Below are 22,317 nucleotides of genomic sequence, written 5' to 3'. Positions count from 1 at the left end.
TTATTGTGCTTGTTCTGGGGCGGTAGAAGGCGTGTTGGCGGCCATCTCCACGCTTTTGGCATTGACTGGCATGCCCGGCATAAAGACTTTTTGCACACCATCGACAATCACCCGGTCGCCGGCTTTCAGCCCTTGCTTGACAATGCGCAAGCCACCGGACAGCGCACCAATTTGGATATCGCGCCGTTCCGCTTTGCCTGCCTGATCGACGACATAAACAAACTTGCGATCCTGATCGGTCAATACGGCCTTATCGTCAATCAGCATGGCATCAAATTGCGGGCTACCCGGCATTTGCACGCGGGCAAACAGACCCGGCGTAAAGCTGCGATCGCTGTTGTTGAGCAGGGCACGCATACGAATGGTGCCGGTACTGGCCGTCAGCTGGTTATCGGTAAAGTCGACTACACCCTGATGGGGATAACCGCTTTCGCCAACCAGCGCGACATGTACCGGCAACGCCGCGTTACGGTGCTTTTCATCGCGGGCAATAGCCTGATACCGCAGGAAGGTACCTTCATCTACATCGAAATAAACATAGACTTTATCGAGAGAAACCAGGGTGGTCAGTACGCTGGCGCTGTCACCGGCGGTCACCAGATTGCCTGCGGTGATCATTGCCCGACTGGCCTTGCCATCGATAGGGGCGATGACGCGGGTAAAGTCCAGGTTAAGCTGTGCCATATCCAGCTGGGCCTGAGCGGCTAGTACGTCGGATTGTGCTTGTGACGCCGCGGATCGACGTTGTTCCCAGAGTTCTTTGGAGACTGCCTGCGAACCGACCAATGTTTCGGTGCGTGCCGACTCGCTGCGTGTCAGCGCAGCCTGATTGCGGGCGTGTACCAGTTGCGCCAGCGCCTGCTGTTGCGCTGCGCGATAAGTACGGTCATCAATGGTAAACAACACCTGGCCTTTTTTGACCTCATCCCCTTCTTGGTAATTGACCTTATCAATGTAGCCAGAAACCCGTGGACGCAACTGCACGCTTTGCACCGCTTCTACCCGACCGGTAAATTCATCCCATTGCGTAATAGGCTTCATCAACACGTTTGCCGCGCTGACTGCCGGCGCAGGAGGTGCCGAATGTTGTGCCACGCTATTATCACACCCTGAAAGTAAAACCATCGCCAGAGCAATCCCGGAAAGACGGCGGGCTAACTGCACGCCATCGAGAGTGCTGCGTGGTATAAGCAAAGCATTTTGCAGGCTAATCATTATTTTTATTTCCAGTGAATAAACGCTGTCAGGCAATACCGCGGTCCTGTCCACCGGGGTAACGTCCTTTGTCTGAAGGGTTTTTACGGATTTGTGCCGATCATTGACACAATAAAGTATTAATTACTGATACACTAACCAGGTGGCGATTGTAGGCAGCGCGTAAATAAAGTGCAAGAATTATTGTTGCACTTTATGTGCTATCTTTGTGGTCGTTTTTCATTCAGTGCTAACTCTGGCGATAAGTGGCATAAAATGCAATAGTAAAACTTGCATTTTAGATCAAACTGCGGCAGTTTAAAAAAAGGCTCTCCTGGTGAGGGCATCAGCAACCACTGCGGGAGAGCGGAGATGAAAACCGAAGACTTTATTCACGACCTGATTGACTGGATTGACCATAACCTGGAAGAGCGTCTGGATATCAAAACTGTTGCGGAACGCGCAGGCTATTCGCGCTGGCATTTGCAGCGGATGTTTAAAGAACATACCGGGCTGCCCATGGGCGAATATATTCGTTTGCAGAAAATGAAGAAATCGGCGGATATGTTAGCCAGCAGCCGCGAGACGATTGTCAGCGTGGCCATTTCATTGGGCTTTGACTCACAACAGTCTTTTACCCGTAGTTTTAAACGTCAGTTTGGGCAAACACCAGGTAGCTGGCGCAGGACCGGAAACAGTCAGTTAGCTGGGCAGATGTGCCATTAAGGCGATTTATTCTTGCGATGAATAGCGGCTTTGCCGGATTAGGCTATCTGACGGCATAAGCTGCGCAATTTTGTGTCCCCCACTGAGTCTGACGAGTCTGATGCAGATCCCATTATGTCTGCGTGGCCAACGGTAAAGTGGATCCGGCAATGTGGTCGCCCCTCGCTGCTGACTGATAAAAATCAGACTTGCTCATAACCCGATTTAACACATATGGAGGCAGTGTAAGCACTTGCTTGCTAACACACGAGTTAATTAATCAGGCGGTATCATTAACGAATTAACTGCATTGTTAGCAGTAAAAAAGATACCAGCAGCGTATGTATCTCGCCGCAGCTTTATCTATGAAAAACCATTAATTACAGCCTAATTGCTGACGAAGCTGCCAAAATCCGCAATCTATAACGGGTTAACTCCAGAACTTGCCACAATGGCGCGGTAAAATTCGCGTCTGCAAAATCCAGTCATGTCATCCCTGGCGCCAAGGCTTTACTCCTCGCAGCCGTTAACAAACACCATAGCTAATGTCTTAGCGTCTTACTTCCCTCTTTCCTTTTTAGTCGTCATAAGCGATCTGCTTGTCCTGCATATATCGACCTCCCACAAACTGTTATTCCTTTAACCAAAGCGGATAAATTCGCTGCTAGTACATATTTCATACATAAGTCAAAAATTACTTGATGGTTACGTCGGTGTCAGACCGGGTTGACATACTCGGCTATCTATAGGGAACAGGATGACTTAGGAAAGATCCTAGTTCTGAACATGGCTCTCCTGTTAGGTTAGCTTATTATAGTCATGAAATGCATAGAGATTTGTATGGATTTCGAAAATTTAGGATGATACTTAAATATAAATAATTGCTAATGAATTCTTTAAAAATACGAATTATTAGCTCAAAAAAAAGAGCCTCACGGTGGTTTTTGGCGAGAATTTCTGAAAATCGAATACAAACATCAAAAATAGTCACTTGCGGCATAAAAATAAATACTTAAATTTACATTATAACGGGATATTATATCGCTTTGTATGTAATTATCGGAGCTATATTCTAAATCGTTTACTTATGATGTATTGTTGAATTTGGGTAAGAACGTTCTTAGATTTGAATGATTATTAATAATATTTGAACTGAATTGGCGGTGTTTTGGACCTGAAATAAGAAAATACGTAAGAATCGTCCTAGCTATTTATTGTGTTGTACCGATAAGAAACCGTTAATTGATTGGTAATACCTATCGCTGCTAGGATTTACAAGTGAGAAAAACGATTTGAAGAGTTTCTGCTGCGTATTATTCTACATAACATAAAGAAACGGGAATAAACATGAAGTAGATCATTTTTTATAATCTGCTTTTTCAAAAAACTGTTCGGGAAGGGGCCTTATTTCTCCCGTGCTATCGGGAAGTGAGGGAAAGTTTTCTAACCTACTATTAGGCGGTTTCATGCCTCGGATAATCATCTGGAGTGAGTGTCAATTTACCAAATTGGCGTTGAAAGAAATTATCTCGAAAAAACTGCCGTATATTAACGGTGTTATATCTTTCAATCAAAATGATGGAGTAAGCCTGTCAACTAAGGATTATCTTATTATTGATCCATCGGGATGTGGGTTCCACAAGTGCTATGATTTTCTAAAACAGAATGAAGATATACTCGACCCGGAAAGGATCCTCATAGTTTCTTCCTCGGTTGATATGTTGATGCTAGAACTATTTTTCAAGAAAAAATTCAAATTTCTTGAAAAGCAAAAGAACATTATCGATTTTATCAATAGCGTGGAGCAGTTTATCCAGCTAAGAAATATGACCAGTAACTCTGCGGTCTATGACTATAACATTACCAAGATGGAAGGTAAGGTATTGGTGATGATGATGTCTGGCCTGTCAGTAATGAATATTTCAAATATTTTAAAACTTAGCGTCAAGACGATCAGTGTTCACAAGTGCAATTCATTAAGAAAGATTGGCGTGGATGTCAGCAGCAGTTCTGCCTTGTTTTTTCTTCAAGGGCATGATGTCGGAAGCCGAATAACCAGGTAACAGATTTATTCCATAGCAGGGCATACTCGCGACTAAGTCAATATTTAATAAATATTGTTAATTGCCTATTTTCAGGGGATGAAGAGTCAGTGAATAAGAAAAAGGGGCTTGAATACCTGTTTGAACCTATTGTCCTGAAAACAGGGGAGTTACTAGGTTTTGAATTGGTCATCAAAAATGACGAGTTAGAAAACCCGGTAAGAGCAGATAATTACCTTTATGGCATGACTCCCTCACAAAAAGTGAAAATTTTTTTTGAACAGGTTACTATCGCTTGCCTGAATGCCAGTATCTTTATAGACAATAGCTTATTGCTGGCCATAAATGTCGATTATGAGATTGCACTGCATATCTGTAATAACGACTCAATCCGTAATATATTAACGGAGAATGATTATATACGTTTAGAAGTTAACGAAGTTTTTCCTGAGCTAGAACCTGGCCAACGCCGACCACTATTACATAAGTTAGGACAATATTGTCCACTATGGCTTGATAATTTTGGCAGCGGACACACCAGCTTATCGCTAGTCATGAATGAAAGTTTTGAATATATAAAGATCAGCAAGAGTTTTTTTTGGCAGCACCAGGGAACCTTCTCGCTAAAACAAATGGTGAATTACCTGCAGCCGTATTGCAAAGGTTCGATAGTCAATGGTGTGGAAAATTCTCAACATATTGAGTATCTCAGCACTGTTGATATCCAGGCAATGCAAGGTCTGTTGTGGCTACCCTATACTCAGGATGAATTAAGCCATAGCTCGACTTTTGTTAAAAAAAACACAATTAAATGGAGGCATAATGATTTTTGAAAAAATTCATTCATTGGGAACTTTTTCTTTATTAATATCGTTTTAATTGACTTGCTTATAAGGATGGTTTAGCGTCATTTAGCCACTACCTCCGTTTAAAGAAAAACGCTATAAATTAAAATAAATAAATATTACATCATAGATAAGGGTGTGTTTAATCCTGAGTGCTCTGATGGGATGATTATTTTGTTAAAATTTAACGTCTTTATTTTTAAGTAAGGAAAACTTATTTAAAAATAGAGGGGGTAATATATTTGGAGTTTTTGGCAAAGTGGTGGCCGTAAATCAAGGGCGGTAGCTTGTCTGATTGCTTTATAACCGAAAATAAGTAAAAACTGATACTGAAATGAAAGTTAATAAATGTCAGTATCTTATGTTAAACCTTATATAGAGTTACTTCATAGGCGGGTATAAATGAAGTAATTATTATTTTTTTGTGAGGGTAATATGATATTTCTCACCAAAAACCTCTGGTCAAGTATACTTCTGGCGTTATCTGACCTGCTGAGTTTTTCATTCTCGCTGTATTTAGCGAAGTGGATACTCAGTATGACAATGAGCGACTTCGACTTACGTATCCCACAGCAGCAAATTGTGGGTTGGGTAGCGCTGCATTGGCTTTTAGCCCTGGGTTGCGTAGGCTGGTTTTACCTGCGGCTCAGACACTATCACTATCGCAAAACATTTTGGTATGAACTCAAAGAGATCATCCGCACTTTACTGATTTTTGCAGTTATTGAGATGGCGGTCATTGCCTTTGCCAAGTGGTATTTCTCCCGCTACCTCTGGTTGTTGACCTGGATGCTGATTTTGGTGGCAGTACCTGTCGCCAGGATGATGACCAAGCGAGTTTTGGATTCTTTTGGTTTGTGGCAGCGTGATGCGATTATCATCGGCACAGGTGCCAATGCCCAAGAAGCATTTAAAGCCATCAAAAGTGACATCAATCTCGGTCTGGGGGTGCTCAATTTTATCTCCACAGAGGAGAGTGACAAACCAGGTGATAAAATCGAAGGTGTACCGGTAATCACCTGCGATGAGCACTGGTTACGCAGTCACGGCAATAAAAAAACGCAATTTATTGTGGCTGTAGAGTCACACCAAGGGGCAATCCGTAATGCCTGGCTTAGAATGTTTATGATCAATGGCTATCGCTATGTCTCTGTCATCCCGACTCTGCGTGGTATGCCACTAGATAACACCGATATGTCGTTTATTTTTAGTCATGAAGTCATGATTTTCCGTGTGCACCAGAATCTGGCTAAATGGTCCTCTCGCGCCGCGAAGAGAGTTTTTGATATTTTTGCTTCATTGGCCGGGATTATCCTGTTGTCACCACTGCTACTGTATATCTCCTACAAAGTGAAAAAAGACGGTGGCCCAGCCATTTACGGACATGAGCGTGTTGGTCAGGGTGGGCGAGCGTTCAAATGTTTAAAATTTCGCTCAATGGTGGTTAATTCCAAAGAAGTGCTGGAGGAGTTGCTGGCTAAAGATCCTGCTGCCCGTATGGAGTGGAATGAGACATTTAAACTAAAAAATGATCCTCGTATTACTCGCATAGGTGATTTTATGCGAAAAACCAGCCTGGATGAATTACCTCAGCTATTTAACGTACTCAGAGGTGATATGAGCCTTGTAGGACCTCGGCCAATCATTACCGCCGAACTGGAACGCTATTCTGATGAAGTGGATTATTATTTGCTCAGTAAACCGGGCATGACCGGGCTCTGGCAAGTCAGTGGACGTAGCGACGTCGATTACGAAACCCGTGTTTATCTTGATGCCTGGTATGTGAAAAATTGGTCAATGTGGAACGATATCTCCATTTTATTTAAAACGGTTAATGTGGTGTTTAGCAAAAGTGGTGCTTATTAATATAAGCCTGCGATGTCATTTGATTTAAATTAGATAAATTAAACAAATATCGTGGTTTCTTAAAATTTTGCGACGGCTGACTTCACCGTCACTCACTACAGCATAAATGAAGGATCGCGACTGCCGGACAGAATAGAAAATCGGATTGTCTGGCAGATATTTATTTGAACTGCAATTAATGTGAACTCATGAAAAAAAATTTATATAAGGTTTCCGCGCTGGCATTAATGTTGGGTTTGTTAAGTGGTTGTACCGTCATTCCCGGCCAGCAGTTGGGTACTCAAGGGAAGACGGTTGTTGAACAGCCTGACAATAATTACGATATTGACAAATTAGTGAATGTTTATCCGATGACGCCAGGTTTGATCGATAAACTGCGTCCGGCAGCTGTTATGGCGCGGCCTAATCCGCAGTTGGACCAGTTATTAAAAAACTATGAATACCGCATCGGCGTAGGCGACGTTCTGATGGTAACTGTTTGGGACCATCCAGAATTGACTACTCCGGCCGGACAATACCGTAGCGCCAGCGACACGGGTAACTGGGTTAATTCTGATGGTACGATCTTCTATCCCTACATCGGTAAATTAAAAGTGTCAGGTAAAACCGTGGCTGAAGTTCGTACCGAGATCAGTAATCGTCTGGCAACCTACATTGAGAGCCCTCAGGTTGACGTGAGTATTGCCGCCTTCCGCTCACAGAAAGTGTACACCACCGGTGAAGTAGCGAAATCCGGACAACAACCTATTACCAATATCCCTCTAACTATTATTGATGCGATAAACAATGCTGGCGGTCTGGCGCCGGATGCGGATTGGCGCAATGTGGTGTTAAACCACAAAGGGATTGATACCCGGATATCCCTACAGGCCTTAATGCAGAAAGGTGATCTGACTCAGAACCATTTATTGTATCCAGGCGATATTTTATTTGTGCCGCGTAACGATGACTTGAAGGTCTTTGTGATGGGCGAAGTTGGCAAACAGAGCACGCTTAAAATGGATCGCAGTGGCATGACTCTGGCAGAGGCTCTGGGAAATTCTGAAGGTATTTCACAAGCAATGTCTGACGCCTCCGGGATCTTTGTTATCCGGCCATTGAAAGGTAGTAACAAGGAGAAAATTGCCGATATCTATCAACTTAATGCCAAAGATGCTTCATCTATGGTGATGAGCACTGAATTTCAGCTAGAACCCTACGATATTGTTTATGTTACAACAGCCCCTATTGTGCGCTGGAACCGTGTTATCTCGCAGATCGTTCCGACCATTACAGGTGTTCACGACATGATCGAAGGTACGCGCTATATTAAGCAATGGAATTAACTATGTTCAATTCAGTGTTGATTGTGTGCACGGGGAATATTTGTCGCTCGCCAATCGCCGAGCGGTTGCTAAGACGTACGCTTCCTAAGAAAAAGATAGACTCAGCAGGTATTAAAGCATTAGTCGGTCACTCTGCCGACCCATCTGCTGTACTTGTCGCTCAATCTCATAACCTGGCACTTGATGGGCATGAAGCAACTCAATTTACGGCAACCCTGGGACAACAATATGATTTGATTTTGGTTATGGAAAAATTCCATATGGAAAAAATCAGTCACATTTCTCCTGAAGCACGTGGAAAAGTAATGTATCTCGGGCATTGGCTAGATAAACGCGAAATACCGGATCCCTATGGCAAAAGCCAAGAGGCTTTTGAGTATATATACCAGTTGATCGAGAAAGCTAGCCAAAGTTGGGTTGAAAAACTTATCGAATAATATCTTAGGGAACTAATGAATGTCATCTGTACTCTCAAATAAACCGGTAACATCTAAATCTGAAGATTTAGATTTAGGGCGCATTGTTGGTGAGATAATTGATCATTATAAAATAATTATAAGTATGACGGTTATCCTTACACTTTTAGCTATTGTTTACGCATTGTTCGCAACGCCAATATATCAAGCCGATGCGCTTATTCAAGTGGAGCAAAAGCAAGGTAATGCAATCCTTAATAGCTTGAGCCAGGTTCTGCCGGATAGCCAACCTCAGTCAGCACCTGAGATAGCTTTGATGCAATCAAGAATGATTTTGGACAAGACTATTGATGAGCTAAACTTACAAATTATAAAATCCCCAGACTTTTTCCCTATATTTGGAAAAGGTTGGGCACGACTCACTCACCAGACGCCGGGGGACGTTACTATAACGAATCTATACATGCCGTCTGATGGTATTGACGATCCAAAAATTACTTTAACAATAATAGACAAAAGTAGCTATCGTGTTGAAAATGATAATATAAGTCTGGTCGGTCATGTTGGCGTATTGCTGGAAAGCCCTAATTTAAAAATAAAGGTTAGTGAAATAAATGCCGCCAAGGGAACCAGCTTTACTGTAAAATATCAGACTAAACTTGAAGCAATTAATAATTTGCTTAAGGTGTTGTCTATTACTGATCAAGGTAAAGATACAGGCATGTTGAACCTGTCTTTGACTGGCGACAATCCGATTCTTCTTTCTCAGATTCTGGATAGTATAAGCAGCAACTATGTTGATCAAAACATCGCACGCCAGGCGGCACAAGATGCTAAAAGTTTAGACTTTTTGCAACTGCAGCTTCCTAAGGTGCGTAGTGACCTCAATGCTGCAGAGGATAAATTAAACCAATACCGCCGCCAAAAAGACTCGGTTGATTTAACTATGGAGTCTCAATCAGTTTTAAATCAGATTGTTAATGTAGATAATCAGCTTAATGAGTTGACCTTCCGTGAGGCTGAAATCTCTCAACTCTATACTAAAGAACATCCTACTTATAAAGCGTTAAATGAAAAACGACAGACTTTACTTGATGAAAAATCTAAACTGAATCAAAAAGTGTCTCAAATGCCTGCCACGCAGCAAGAAGTCATGCGGCTTAGTCGGGATGTAGACTCTGGGCGGGCTGTATATATGCAATTGCTGAATAGGCAGCAAGAGTTAAGTATTGCCAAGGCAAGTGCAATTGGTAACGCGAGAATTATTGATAATGCAGTGACTGAACCCAAGCCGATAAAGCCTAATAAAATACTCGTGGTTTTAATTGGCTTTGTTCTTGGCGTATTTATTTCAGTTTTCATCGTCCTGGTAAAAGTGTTCTTACGCAGAGGAATCGAATCGCCAGAAGAAGTTGAGGAATTAGGTGTTAGTGTTTATGCCAGCGTGCCTGAATCAGATTGGTTAACGAAATATTTAAAGAAACCAACTATCAAATTAAAATCTTCTAAAAAGCCTGATGGGAAAAATAACCCACTGCTAGCGATAAATAACCCCGCTGATTTGGCTATTGAAGCCATGCGGAGTCTGCGGACAAGTCTTCATTTTGCAATGATGGAGGCTAAAAATAAAATATTAATGATATCTGGGTCTAGCCCTGAATCAGGTAAAACATTTATTAGTAGTAATTTGGCTGTTATTATCGCCAATACAGGTAAAAAGGTTTTGTTTATCGATGCTGATATGAGAAGAGGATATATCAATAAAAGCTTTGGAGTCGATAATGAGAAAGGGCTGTCTACTTATTTATCAGGTATTGTTCCTATAAATGAGATAATTAAAAGGATTGATTCTGCAGGTATTGATTTTATATCTCGAGGTAAAATATCGCCTAACCCAGCTGAATTACTGATGCATTCCAGATTTGAGGATCTCCTACGGTGGGCTTCTGAAAATTATGATTTAGTAATTATTGACTCCCCTCCTATTCTTGCTGTTACTGATGCTGCAATTATTGGTAGACATGTTGGTACGACTCTTCTAGTTGTTAGGTTTGAAGGCGATACATCAAAAGAAGTTGAGACCAGTATAAAACGCTTTCAACAAAGCGGTGTCAGCGTCAAAGGATGTATTTTGAATAGAATTGTTAAGAAAGCGAGCAGTTACTATAATTACGGTTATAGTCAATATGGGTACACCTATGAGAATCGCAAAGATAATTGATTTGAGTAAAGATCCTTATAAAAATAAGTTTTGAATTTATAAATTTTTACTTTATTTATATCAATGTAAGGTTACTGGGCCGTAGTTAACATAAGCTATTAGCTTCCTAATCTAGTTGGCTAATGTGCCCTGTAATTAATGCCCATATATCAAACTGGTGCAGTCATGCTTAAAAATAAAAGTATAGCAGTGGTATTTACAGCAGATATTGTTGGTGGTCATGAGTTAATGGCGATTGAGCATATAAAAAAATTCTTAGTAAAGGGCTTTAGGATATCTTGTTATGCTCCAAAAGATAATGAAAAATTAAATAACTTACTAAAGACAAATAATATACCTTACGCACCGCATTCGGTTAAACATAATAAGATGGAGATTATTCATTCTTTTTTAAATGTTAGCCAAATAATGAAAGCTATGTTTTTTTTAAAAAAAATAAATGCTATTAGTGATGAAATCATCATTGTCCAGGGTGACATAGAGTTGGGCTCAGGATTTGTTAATGCCTCGAAATTGATGTCAATTAAGGTTACTAGTTATATCCCCTACACCCATAGTTTTAAGAAAATGGGGAGTAAAGGGGGAGGGATGAAAGATTATCTTTCGAAATTTGTTTACAGTAACTGTACACATTACATCACAATTTGTGATAGCTTCAAAAAGGACTTGGACAAAAAAAACTCCAGAGCCACTGTTCGTGTGCTTAAGAACTTTGTACCTTCGCCGCCACTTACACAAATAAGACACGTCGGCTATGAGTTTGCTAATTCTACAGACACCTTCAGAATTTTAATGGCGGGTAGAATTTTCTTTCGGCAAAAAGGACAAGATAAACTAATAAAAGCCGTAAAAGAATTAAATCTTGATTTGAAAATAGAGATCATCGTTATCGGTGATGGTCCCGATATGCCAAAATTGAAAAATATTGCAAAGGGCTTACCATCAAACATCTCGGTAGTTTTTGTCGGTTGGATACAAACTGTATGGGACTATGCATATAATGTAGATGTCATTGTAATACCTTCAAATTATGAAGGGGTTCCACTAATAATGTTAGAAGGGATAAAAAGGAATATACCCATTGTCGCACCGGCGAGAGATGGTATGAAGGATTACCTAGGCAAAGAGAGTTTATATGATGTTGGGGAGTATAGCTATGAGTGTAAAAAACTAAAGGAAAAATTATTTAATTTCATTATGAAAAGATAGGAAAAAATCTCATTTTTACACATACTAACACTGCCGGTGAGTGATATTTGAAAGCAAAACTATATTGGTAATGAAATGAAATCTATCATAAATTTTTTAGTCATAGTGTTAGTCGGTTTCGCCACTCTTGATGGTTTAAGAGATACTTTCTTACAAAATAACCCTATATCATATGTCAAAGAATTTGCCTCTGTAATTTTATTACTCCTTCTTCTTTTAAAAGCATTTGGTAGTAATACAAAAATAAATAGTACTTTTATAATTTTATGTAATTTCTTTGCTCTTTTTGTTCTTGTTATCTGTTTTGCGACAACAAAGTACGCTCTTACTTCTTTAACCCGTGGTACTTTATCGTTTGGCGGATGGAGTGTATGGGTCAAGTTACTTTCATTTTACTGCTTAATGAATTGTCTTTTTTTTATACGAATAATGTACAAGGATATTTATTATAATATACCTAGACTGTATATTAGATTTACTATGATTTATTGTTTGGTAACGATTTTTTTTATTGGTACTGGTCTTAGTTCTCATCTTCTCCAAAGGAATTGGAGTGGGAGGTTATCAATTGGGTATCCCACCATGGATAGTTTGGTACTTATTGTTGCAATAATATTCTCTATATATTTTCTTCATAAAAAATCTGCCAGGATATTTTCAATAGCAGTTTTCACGGGTGTATTGCTGATGCAGAATACAGCCTCTGGATATATAATGCTTTTGATGCTATTTTTGTTCAGTATATTTTTCATGAAGGGAATATATAAAGTTTTATCGTTAGTCTTCATTTCATGTTTTTGCCTAATAGGATTTTATATATATAACTATTGGTACGTGAATATGGGGGATTACGGAATATTATTGGTGGACAAAATTAATGGCTTCGTATTAGGGAATGACACCAGTTCGATAGAGATAAGACAACAACAGATAAGTACATTGATGAATGATATGAATTCCTACCTTTTGTATGTTATTTTTGGTAAAGGAGGAGATGAAGCTTACTTGGTAGAAAATACATACTATGCATTATATGGTTGCGTGGGTGTCGTTGGTATTTCCCTGTTTTTATTGTTGTTCGTGTTTTTCTTTTTAAAAATACCTAAATCCTTTTCCAATAGTACTTACTATAGTCATGGCATTATAATTAGTGTTGTATATTTGATATCATGCGCTGGGTTGATTGGTTTTTATTTATTCCCAATGATTTTTATCTTGGCTTATCTTGTTTCCTTATATAGTTTTTCAGAAGCATCTCACGAACAAATCATAAAGGCTTTGTGATGAAAAAAATTTACTTTGATTCTAGATGGTGTGGTAGTCATGGAATAGGTCGGTTTGCTAGTGAAATAAAGAAATCAAAACTTCCATTACAGGATATTAGGTTACACGGTAATCCTGCTGGCAGATTCGATGTTTTTAAATTGACACTATCGCTATTCCGTTTAGATGGTCTATTTTTTTCTCCTGGCTACAATGCACCTTTATTATTTCTTGAGCGAAGTATAATTACAGTCCATGATTTGAATCATATCGATCTTAGCTATAATAGTTCCTTTTTGAAGAAGATGTATTATAGCTTTGTTTTGAAGCGAGCTTGCATAAATAGTGCCAAAGTATTAACTGTTTCTGAGTTTTCAAAAGACAGAATTATGAAATGGTCTGGAGTTGATGCTGATAAAGTTATAGTCGTGGGCAACGGTGTGTCTAATGAGTTTAATTTGAATGTTAAACCATATCAGCCTGGTTTTCCTTATGTGTTTATTGTCGGAAACAGAAAGGCTCATAAGAATGAGGTGAGAGCGCTTGAAGCTTTCTGTCTGGCAATTATACCTAAAGAAATTAAATTGATCTTTAGTGGTGATATTTCTGCAGAATTAAAGAAAATAATTGATAAGTATAATGTCAATAACAGAGTTTTATTTTCCGGAAGTTTATCTAATGACAAGCTGGCACAGTTCTATCGCGGTGCCGAGTTTTTATTGTTTCCTTCATTATATGAAGGTTTTGGATTGCCTGCGATCGAGTCTATGGCTTGCGGAACTGCGGTGATTACGTCTAACTCGACATCACTTGTTGAAATTTCTGGTGATGCGGCCTTATTGGTCAACCCTGAGAGTACGAGCGAAATTACGCATGCTATTGAAAAATTATATAATGATATTGACTATAGAAATTTGTTAATTAAAAATGGTATAACCCGGGCTGGTAAATACACTTGGGAAGGCACAGTAAAAAAAATAGAGGCGGCTATTAATGGTCTACTATGAATTTTATCGTTTCCACATCAGTTAAACTGAGTAAAATTAACATGAAGATTGCAATAAAGTTTATGATCTTGTTTTTATACTCGTTAAATGCATATTCTTTTGAGCTCGGTGTTGGCACTCACCTGGCTTCTTATCATAAAAACTCTTCATTTTATATGGATATTGCTAAAGGAATGGGGTTCACTTCAATTAGGGATGAAATTCCTTGGCAATTAGTGGAGGTTCGGCCAAATATTTATTCTATTCCTGACATTATAAATAAAAATGGCGATGTTTTTGGAAATATCCAACAGAAGTATGGAATGTCCGGAATTCTTATTCTTGATTATGGTAATCGTTTATATACCCAGGGTAATTATCCTTCTACGGATGCAGATATTGCAAATTTTGCCAAGTATGCAGCCTGGATTGCTACTCGCTATAAAGGTAAGGTTAAATATTATGAAATATGGAACGAATGGTTATTAGGCACGGGTGTCCCAAACAAAAAGAATAAACGACCAAGTGATGATATTTATTTGTCACTCGTTAAAGAAACTTCCTTAGCAATAAGAAAGGCTGATCCTTCCGCTATCATAATGACAGGTTCAATCAATCCTTTGAAAGAACAGGATAGAAAATGGATGTTGGGTTTAGTTAGCAAAGGAATTCTAAATTATATAGACGCAATTTCAATACATCCTTATTCTTTTCAGTTCAAAGATACCGCATTGCAATCACCTGAGGGTAATAGCCTGGAAGTCGATTCTTTTGAGAAGGAATTAAAAAACATCCATAATAGTGATGTGCCTATTTATATAACAGAAGTGGGATATCCTACTAACTATCTCTTTGGCGGTTTCCAGGAAGGCAGGGCTGGTATAGATACTATTAAATATACACTTTTAGCAAAATCTAGGAATTATATCAAAGGCATATGGTGGTATGACTTAATTGATGATGGTGTTAGTAGTTATAATAGAGAACATCATTTTGGCCTATTGAGTAATGATCTTAATTTTAAATCTTCCGCTGCATTACTTAATGAGTTCAGCGGCCTGATAAAAAATAGTGAAGTAAGTATGATTGACCAATCAGTAAATGGTCAAACGCATTTGGTTATTAATTATTTAGGCCATAAAGGAAATGTAACCTGGGATAACACCACTTCTGACTCGGATTTTCTGAATCAATTACGACATATTAATCATTCAGCTACAAAGTAATCAAAATTGCCATTGGTATATTACTAATGGCATCCAAAGCTTGGGTTTTTCAATTAAATATTAGCCTGGTGATATTATCTAAGAGAGCAATCAGTGGTTGATAAAAAGTTAATGGCTAAAAATACGTTCATGCTCTACGGCAGAATGTTACTTATAATGTTTGTGACATTTTATACATCACGAATGGTTTTGAAAGCATTGGGTGTTTACGATTTTGGATTATATAGTGTTGTCGGCAGTATTATTGTACTTTTCTCATTTATTCAAAATGTTTCAGCTTTAGCGACCCAACGTTTTTTATCTGTTGGCCTGGGTAGGGGGGATAGCGAATGGACAAACAAAGTATTCAATACCAGTATTCTTGTTCACCTGATTATTTGTGGTCTGATCCTGCTGTTTGCAGAAACATTCGGGTTATGGTTTCTTATTCATAAGTTAACGGTTCCAGAAAACCGGGTTATAGAAGTTTTTTGGGTCTATCAGATATCCATCGTTTCTTTGCTTTTTCAAATTATGCAAACGCCATTTATGGCAGCTCTGATCGCCTGCGAAAAAATGGACTTGTTTGCTAAAATTGGCATTTTTGATGCGTTTCAACGTTGGTTAATGGTTTTTGTATTCACACTTTTTAGCTTTGATAATAAAATAGTTTCTTATGCACTATTTCTACTGATGGGTTATATTTTAGTCTTTTTGTTGTATGTTTTTTTATGTGTCTCCAGGCTAGACCTCTGCAAATTAAATTTGCGAGTAAAAGATAATAAATTGCTGTTTAAAGAGATATTTTCTTTTTCCGGTTGGTCGATGATTGGATCACTGAGTGTGGTAGGTTTATCTCAGGGGATTGCTTTACTCACTTATTTCTTTGTTGGCGTGATAGCAAATGGTTCTATATGGCTAGCAGAACAGATCCTCATCGCTTTCAATAGAATTATTGGAACATTACAGACTGCAATTAATCCACAGATAATCAAACAACATTCAATCGGTAACCGCAATGAGGTTTCATCATTGCTTTCTTTGTCGTGTAAGCTTACTGCCTGCGTAGTGCTAATCTCAGCGATTCCCGTTTTTGTTGATGCTCATATTATTGTGGGTCTATGGCTAAACCAGACGCCGCCTTACCTGGTTGAGCTGATCAGAATAGTGATTATATATATATTGGTTGACTCATTATCAGGTCCATATATCACAGCAATTTATGCCGTTGGTAAATTGAAGAGATATCAATTGCTTGTTTCCATGATTATGCTTCTTTCATTGCTTTTGTCATTCATATTGTATCTTTTAGGCTGTTCTATTTATGTGGCTTATTCTGCGCGTATTATATGTGCATTTTCTCTTCTACTCTATAGAGTCCTGTTTGTAGCCCGAGTTGCCGAGATCAGCCAAAAAACTTTTCTATTGAATGATTTCCCTCGACTTGCCTTTGTCGCCGCAATTTCCATTTGCGTTAGTAGCTATATTAATCATTATTTATTGGATGGGTTCTGGGGACTGGTTTGTTTAACTTCATTTAATTTTGTGTTTGTTATGATTATGCTTTCTCTTTTTGTTATTAACTCTCAGGAAAGACACTTTATTATCTCGATGATTAAAAAACGTTTTTAATTTTATATTTTAAAAGGTGGTGTTATGAATAATAAGTTTGGTGTAATGACATATGAAAGCGATATCTATGTCAAAAGAAACTGGATTAACTTGGGTGACTATGTGCAGAGCACGGCGGCCAGGCAGTTCCTGACATCTGTTGATTCTCTTATTCCTCGCGATCATATGAATGATTATAAAGGCGATATCGTCAAAATGATCATGAATGCATGGTATATGGATATACCACAGAACTTTCCACCTTCTGATAAAATTGATCCGCTATACGTTTCTATTCATATAAATTCTACCATTGCAGATGCCTTTTTTACTCCGGCATCCCTTGCGCATTTAAAAAAGTTTGAACCGATTGGTTGTCGTGATTTCTATACTCGTGACTTGTTGAAATCGAAGGGCATTGATGCTTATTATTCGGGCTGCATGACCCTTACCTTGGGTGAGACCTACAAACGAGATAAGGTAACAGATGATGTCTATTTTATCGATGTCATGTATGACTCAATGACATTGCCTGAATTGATACGCAAACCTTTAAGATTTGGCAAGCGTATCCTGAATGGTAGAGCCTTTGAGTTTAATCATCGCAACCGTGTGTTAAATAAATATTTCCAACCCGATCTTATTAAAAAAGCCCGGTTTGAAACACAAATTGTTCCTTATATCAGTGCCAGCGAAGGATTTAAGCGAGCTGACGACTTTTTAAGACGCTTGGCAAATGCCAAACTCGTTGTTACGTCTCGTATCCATACCGCCTTACCTTGCCTGGCAATGGGTACGCCGGTGATATTTGTCAATGGTGGCTTTAAAAATAAGGTCGACAATTGCCGTTTTGATGGATTATTTGATTTTTTCAACCGCATTGATGTTGATGCCAAGGGCAACGCTACAGCTAATTTCAGTTTTTCCGGTGAGAAGATTGGTATGAATACTAAACTGGAAAATAAAAAATTACACATTGAATATGCTAAACAACTTATTGGGAAATGTAGTGATTTTGCCGTGAGTTAAAACTACGTCATCCATATATTATTCTGCAATAATTTATTAGTTTGCCTCGTGTAAAAATCTATCATGCATCTATTTTATATATGCAAGGTTAAATTCCATTCTACGCTTATTTTCGAGGGTAACAATGATCCTTCCCGTAATTATGGCCGGTGGTACCGGCAGTCGTTTATGGCCAATGTCGCGCGAACTTTACCCTAAACAATTTCTTCGTCTTTATGGCGAACAATCAATGCTGCAGGAAACGGTAACTCGCTTAAATGGTCTGCGAGTCTCAGAACCCTTGGTTATTTGCAATGAGCAGCATCGTTTTTTGGTTGCTGAGCAATTACGCCAGATTAACCGACTCTCTAATAATATTATTCTCGAGCCTGCCGGTCGTAATACCGCACCCGCAATTACCCTTGCGGCATTAAGTGCTATCGCCAATGGTGATGATCCCTTACTGCTGGTGCTGGCTGCCGATCATGTTATCGAAAACCCGGCTGCATTCCATCAGGCGGTAGAGAATGCCATTCCCTATGCCGAGCAGGGCAAGCTGGTTACCTTTGGTATCGTCCCCACCGGCCCGGAAACCGGTTATGGCTATATCCAGCGTGGTACAGAGTTAAGCGGTACGGCGGCTTCTGTTTTCCGCGTGCAGCGCTTTGTTGAAAAGCCGGATCTGGCCACGGCGTTGCAATATCTCGAATGCGGGGAATATTACTGGAATAGCGGTATGTTCTTGTTCCGCGCCAAGCGTTTCCTCGAAGAGATAGCCAAATTCCGTGCAGATATTCTTGAGATTTGTCTGCAAGCGATCGAAGCCTCAGAGCCGGATGCTCAGCAGGACTTTATCCGCATTGATAAAACGGCCTTTCTCGCCTGTCCGGATGAGTCTGTCGATTATGCAGTAATGGAAAAAACCAGTGATGCCATTGTTGTGCCATTGGATGCCGGGTGGAGTGATGTGGGTTCCTGGTCCGCTTTATGGGAAGTTAATAATAAAAATCCGCAAGGTAATGCACTAACCGGTGATGTCTTTACCCACAATGCAAGTAATTGCTATATCAACACTGACGAAAAGTTAGTGGCGGCAATTGGCGTTGAAAATCTGGTGATCGTCAATACCAAGGACGCCGTGTTGGTCATTGATAAGTCGCAGGTGCAGGACGTCAAGAAAGTCGTCGAATTTTTGAAAGCCAACGGGCGTCAGGAATATCGTGTACATCGTGAATCTTATCGCCCATGGGGACGTAACGATAAAGTCGTAGACCGACCTCGCTACCATGTTAACCGTCTTACGGTAAAACCCGGAGGACAGTTCTCACTACAAATGCACCATCACCGAGCCGAGCACTGGGTGATCCTCTCGGGTACTGCCAAGGTCACGCTTGAAGATAACACTTATCTTTTAACCGAGAACCAATCCACTTTTATTCCGGTGGGTGCTCAACATATGTTGGAAAACCCGGGGAAAATTCCGTTAGAACTTCTGGAAATCCAGTCGGGCTCCTATCTGGGAGACGACGATATTATTCGTACAAAAGACCATTATGGCCGTTGCTAAGTTGGGGATGAATTATGTCAGGTAAATTGACTTGCTTTAAAGCTTATGACATCCGGGGTGAGTTGGATGTCGAATTAGATGAAAAAATTGCCTATAGAATTGGTCGTGCTTATGGTGAATATTTAAAGCCGAAAAAAATGGTGGTGGGTGGTGATGTTCGTTTAACCAGTGAAGCATTAAAGCTGGCCCTGGCCCGGGGTTTGCAAGATGCAGGTACTGATGTTTTGGATATTGGCGTCGCGGGAACAGAAGAAATTTATTTTGCTACCTCGTACCTGCAAGTGGATGGCGGTATTGAAGTAACTGCCAGCCATAATCCAATGAATTATAATGGTATGAAGTTGGTCCGTGAGCAATCAAAACCGATCAGTGGTGATACCGGTTTACGTGATATCCAGATATTGGCTGAGGCAAATGAATTCGCCAGTGTGCAAGAAGGGCAGCGTGGCTATTATGAGGAAACTACCGTCCTTGACGCTTATATTGATAAGCTGTTGAGCTACGTTGATCTAAAGAATTTCACTCGACCGTTAAAGCTGGTGCTTAACTCGGGGAATGGTGCCGCAGGTCACGTGGTAGATGCCATTGAACAGCGTTTCCAACAGGCCGGAGCTGCTGTTGAATTTATCAAGGTCCATCATCAACCTGATGGGCATTTTCCCAACGGGATACCTAATCCTCTGTTACCCGAATGCCGCCAGGACACTACTGATGCGATTATTAAACATCACGCTGATATGGGTATCGCTTTTGACGGGGATTTCGATCGCTGTTTTCTGTTTGATGACGCGGGGAATTTTATTGAGGGTTACTATATCGTCGGTTTATTGGCGGAAGCTTTCCTTGAGAAAAATCCGGGATCGCGAATTATTCACGATCCTCGCCTGAGCTGGAACACCATTGATATTGTCAAGCGGGCTGGCGGTACGCCAATTATGTCCAAAACCGGTCATGCGTTTATCAAAGAACGCATGCGCCAGGAGGATGCCGTATACGGTGGTGAAATGAGTGCCCATCACTATTTTCGTGACTTTGCCTATTGTGATAGCGGTATGATCCCCTGGTTATTGGTATCCGAACTGCTGCAAGTCAAGGGCAAATCCCTAAGACAGCTGGTGAACGATCGCATGCTGGCCTATCCGGCCTCGGGTGAGATTAATAGCAAGCTGCAACAGCCACAAGAAGCCATTGCGCGTGTATTGTCCGTCTATCAAGATGAAGCATTGAGCATCGACTACACAGATGGTATCAGCCTGGAATTTGAACAATGGCGATTTAATTTACGCAGTTCCAATACTGAACCCGTTGTCCGTCTGAATGTTGAATCACGTGCTGATGTCGCATTGATGGAAGAACAGACCAGGAAAATTCTCTTTATTCTGCGTAGTGAATAACGCGTTTCTTATTCTCATGTCTCGAATAGTAATATCATTAATAAGTTAAATATGAATTGATTTTACTCATCTACGGCATAGCACTTTCTTTATATATTTACCCTTGGGTATTATTGGGCTTTTAAATATAAAATAAGCTGAGATGGCTTTCTTGCGTCCCCAATAAGGTGTTCGGCTATTGAAAGTTATCTCATGCTTAATTATAAAAGGAATGAAAAATGGCACGCGATATTGATGTGGGTATTGTTGCTGATTGGTTAGTGGGATTCGCCGGCGCCGAAAAAGTCATTGCCGAGTTTATAAATTTATTTCCGGACTCAACGCTTTACTCTGTTGTGGATTTTCTTTCCGATGACTCCAGACGTTTATTTAATAATAAAAAAGCAACGACGTCATTTATCCAGCGATTACCCGGGGCAAAACGAAAGTATCAACAGTATTTACCGCTGATGCCTTTGGCAATTGAACAGCTCGATGTCACTAAGCATGACATTATCTTGTCCAGTAGTCATGCAGTGGCGAAAGGGGTGTTAACCGGTCCCGATCAGCTACATATCAGCTATGTTCATTCGCCCATTCGTTATGCCTGGGATTTTCAGCATCAATATTTAAGGGAATCCGGATTGGATAAAGGGTTAAAAGGCAAACTGGCTCGCTGGTTTTTACATAAAATCAGGATCTGGGACTGCCGCACAGCCAATGGTGTTGATCATTTTATAGCTAACTCCCAGTTTATTGCTCGTCGTATCAAAAAGGTCTATGGCCGGGAAGCTGATGTTATTTATCCCCCTGTAGACGTTGACCGCTTTCAGCTACAAGAAGACAAAGAGGATTTTTATTTTACCGCCTCGCGGATGGTTCCCTACAAGCGCATTGACCTGATTGTTGAAGCCTTTAGCCAAATGCCGGATAAAAAGCTTATCGTTATCGGCGACGGTCCTGAAATGGCGAAAATTAAGGCCAAAGCCGGTAAGAATATTGAAATTCTTGGCTACCAGCCTGATGAGGTGATGCAGGACCATATGCGGCGGACAAAAGCCTTTGTTTTTGCCGCAGAGGAAGATTTTGGCATTACTCCGGTTGAAGCCCAGGCATGTGGCACGCCGGTTATTGCCTTTGGCAAAGGTGGCGTTTTAGAAACAATCAGACCTTTTGGCGAACAAAATCCAACGGGCGTTTTTTTCCTTGACCAAACCGTCTCATCACTGATCCAGGCGGTACATCATTTTGACGTGATCAGCGCTGATATTTTGCCGCAAGACTGTCGTAATAATGCGCTGAGGTTTTCCGCAGAACGTTTTCATTTAGAGTTGAAAGAATACATTCATAGTAAATGGCAAGTATTTAATGAGAGTAAAAAAGTGATCTATTAAGGCGTTATTGGCCGAGTGGCTAAGTGAGCACTTTCTGGTTGTTAGTGCCATGGCGTACTTAGTACTTACAATTGCTCATTATCAATA

Annotated in this window: 17 protein-coding genes; 16 read left to right on the top strand and 1 reads right to left on the bottom strand. The window is 40.2% G+C overall.

Annotation, left to right across the window (positions count from 1 at the left end; all coding sequences use genetic code 11):
• Positions 1 to 1,125, bottom strand: coding sequence for an efflux RND transporter periplasmic adaptor subunit (locus GW590_RS02215; protein ID WP_408014905.1), 1,125 nt, complete (start codon positions 1,123 to 1,125; stop codon positions 1 to 3).
• A 441-nt stretch (positions 1,126 to 1,566) separates the two neighbouring features.
• On the opposite strand from GW590_RS02215, the gene GW590_RS02210 reads away from it, so the two are divergent.
• From GW590_RS02210 to GW590_RS02135, 16 genes are all read left to right on the top strand, one after another.
• Positions 1,567 to 1,920 carry a helix-turn-helix domain-containing protein gene (locus GW590_RS02210; protein WP_169401373.1) on the top strand — a complete coding sequence of 118 codons (354 nt, stop codon included), beginning with the start codon at positions 1,567 to 1,569 and terminating at the stop codon, positions 1,918 to 1,920.
• Between the two features lie 1,445 nt (positions 1,921 to 3,365).
• Entirely contained in the window at positions 3,366 to 3,962 is a 597-nt protein-coding gene (locus tag GW590_RS02205; RefSeq protein ID WP_169401372.1) for a LuxR C-terminal-related transcriptional regulator, read from the top strand.
• 89 nt (positions 3,963 to 4,051) lie between these two features.
• Positions 4,052 to 4,774, top strand: coding sequence for an EAL domain-containing protein (locus tag GW590_RS02200; RefSeq protein ID WP_169401371.1), 723 nt, complete (start codon positions 4,052 to 4,054; stop codon positions 4,772 to 4,774).
• Positions 4,775 to 5,221: 447 nt separating this feature from the next.
• Positions 5,222 to 6,652, top strand: a complete 1,431-nt coding sequence (wbaP, locus tag GW590_RS02195) for an undecaprenyl-phosphate galactose phosphotransferase WbaP (RefSeq protein WP_169401370.1) — start codon at positions 5,222 to 5,224, stop codon at positions 6,650 to 6,652.
• Positions 6,653 to 6,840: 188 nt separating this feature from the next.
• Positions 6,841 to 7,977 carry a polysaccharide export protein gene (locus tag GW590_RS02190; protein ID WP_169401369.1) on the top strand — a complete coding sequence of 379 codons (1,137 nt, stop codon included), beginning with the start codon at positions 6,841 to 6,843 and terminating at the stop codon, positions 7,975 to 7,977.
• Positions 7,978 to 7,979: 2 nt separating this feature from the next.
• On the top strand, positions 7,980 to 8,414 hold the full coding sequence (locus GW590_RS02185; protein WP_169401368.1) for an arsenate reductase/protein-tyrosine-phosphatase family protein: 435 nt from the start codon (positions 7,980 to 7,982) through the stop codon (positions 8,412 to 8,414).
• A 19-nt stretch (positions 8,415 to 8,433) separates the two neighbouring features.
• A complete protein-coding gene (locus GW590_RS02180; RefSeq protein ID WP_169401367.1) occupies positions 8,434 to 10,614 on the top strand; it encodes a polysaccharide biosynthesis tyrosine autokinase in 2,181 nt (726 codons plus the stop codon).
• Positions 10,615 to 10,779: 165 nt separating this feature from the next.
• Positions 10,780 to 11,823 (top strand): glycosyltransferase, encoded by a 1,044-nt coding sequence (locus GW590_RS02175; RefSeq protein ID WP_169401366.1) that lies wholly within the window; start codon positions 10,780 to 10,782, stop codon positions 11,821 to 11,823.
• Positions 11,824 to 11,898: 75 nt separating this feature from the next.
• Positions 11,899 to 13,107 (top strand): hypothetical protein, encoded by a 1,209-nt coding sequence (locus GW590_RS02170; protein ID WP_169401365.1) that lies wholly within the window; start codon positions 11,899 to 11,901, stop codon positions 13,105 to 13,107.
• Positions 13,107 to 14,093, top strand: a complete 987-nt coding sequence (locus GW590_RS02165) for a glycosyltransferase family 4 protein (RefSeq protein ID WP_169401364.1) — start codon at positions 13,107 to 13,109, stop codon at positions 14,091 to 14,093. Before GW590_RS02170 ends, GW590_RS02165 begins: the two co-directional genes overlap by 1 nt.
• The gene (locus tag GW590_RS02160) at positions 14,090 to 15,298 is read left to right on the top strand and encodes a cellulase family glycosylhydrolase (protein WP_169401363.1); all 1,209 of its coding nucleotides are present in this window, start codon (positions 14,090 to 14,092) and stop codon (positions 15,296 to 15,298) included. The genes GW590_RS02165 and GW590_RS02160 overlap by 4 nt, the downstream gene beginning before the upstream one ends.
• Positions 15,299 to 15,391: 93 nt before the next feature.
• Positions 15,392 to 16,909 carry an MATE family efflux transporter gene (locus tag GW590_RS02155; RefSeq protein ID WP_169401362.1) on the top strand — a complete coding sequence of 506 codons (1,518 nt, stop codon included), beginning with the start codon at positions 15,392 to 15,394 and terminating at the stop codon, positions 16,907 to 16,909.
• A 24-nt stretch (positions 16,910 to 16,933) separates the two neighbouring features.
• Positions 16,934 to 17,917 carry a polysaccharide pyruvyl transferase family protein gene (locus tag GW590_RS02150; protein WP_169401361.1) on the top strand — a complete coding sequence of 328 codons (984 nt, stop codon included), beginning with the start codon at positions 16,934 to 16,936 and terminating at the stop codon, positions 17,915 to 17,917.
• A 124-nt stretch (positions 17,918 to 18,041) separates the two neighbouring features.
• Positions 18,042 to 19,463, top strand: coding sequence for a mannose-1-phosphate guanylyltransferase/mannose-6-phosphate isomerase (locus GW590_RS02145; protein ID WP_169401360.1), 1,422 nt, complete (start codon positions 18,042 to 18,044; stop codon positions 19,461 to 19,463).
• A 14-nt stretch (positions 19,464 to 19,477) separates the two neighbouring features.
• The gene (gene cpsG, locus GW590_RS02140) at positions 19,478 to 20,857 is read left to right on the top strand and encodes a phosphomannomutase CpsG (RefSeq protein ID WP_169401359.1); all 1,380 of its coding nucleotides are present in this window, start codon (positions 19,478 to 19,480) and stop codon (positions 20,855 to 20,857) included.
• A gap of 218 nt (positions 20,858 to 21,075) precedes the next feature.
• The gene (locus tag GW590_RS02135; RefSeq protein ID WP_169401358.1) at positions 21,076 to 22,230 is read left to right on the top strand and encodes a glycosyltransferase family 4 protein; all 1,155 of its coding nucleotides are present in this window, start codon (positions 21,076 to 21,078) and stop codon (positions 22,228 to 22,230) included.
• Positions 22,231 to 22,317 lie beyond the last annotated feature (87 nt).

Origin of the sequence: Rouxiella aceris, assembly GCF_012933545.1 — a bacterium.
In the GTDB taxonomy this organism is placed as follows: Bacteria; Pseudomonadota; Gammaproteobacteria; order Enterobacterales; family Enterobacteriaceae; genus Rouxiella; species Rouxiella aceris.
This window is presented reverse-complemented; position numbering and strand designations above follow the sequence as displayed.